The sequence below is a fragment of the Aliiglaciecola sp. M165 genome (assembly GCF_007197995.1).
In the GTDB taxonomy this organism is placed as follows: Bacteria; Pseudomonadota; Gammaproteobacteria; order Enterobacterales; family Alteromonadaceae; genus Aliiglaciecola.
In genome coordinates, this window is sequence record NZ_VKKH01000018.1 from 1 (window position 1) to 652 (window position 652).

General features: G+C 46.8%; 1 protein-coding gene. It reads right to left on the reverse strand.

Going from position 1 to position 652, the window contains the following annotated elements:
- The coding region (locus FM019_RS20715) for an IS110 family transposase (RefSeq protein WP_143838010.1) at positions 1–652 on the reverse strand (652 nt) is incomplete at both ends.

Genomic DNA, 652 nt, shown 5'->3' on the forward strand with positions numbered 1-652 from the left:
GCCCAGACACTGAGCCTGTCGGTTTTACCTGGACAATACTGCAAAACCGCTCGTGCTCCATGGATAAGTAGACTACGTAAATAAGGGCTCCCTCGTTTACTGATACCCCGTAATACGGTTTTCCCGCCACTAGAATACTGCTTGGGTACCAGTCCGCACCAAGCGGACAAATGTCGTCCATTGTGAAACTGCTTGGCATCATTAACGGCGGCATATAAGGCCGCTGCGGTCAGCTTGCCAATCCCAATGATACTCTGTAAGCGAATACACACCGGATTGTCTTTGGTGTGCAACGTTATCTTTTTTTCACATGCTGTAATCTGTTTGTCGAGTAAGCAGTATTCGTCATATAACTCATTGAATACCGACCTGGCTATCAGAGTCAGTCCATTGCTGGCATCTTCAATGATATCCGGTAACTGATTGGTCAGAGCCGCTTTACCCTGGGCTATTGTGAGCCCATATTCAGATAACAAACCTCTTATCTGGTTGTTTAGCTTGGTGCGCATGCGAACCTGTCTATCGCGGATACGCAACAACATCTGAATGTCTTGCTGCTCAATGGTCTTGGCTTCAACAAACGTCATATTGTCTCGCTGTGCGGCCTCAGCGATGGCTTGAGCATCATTAAAATCATTTTTGTTCTTACGAC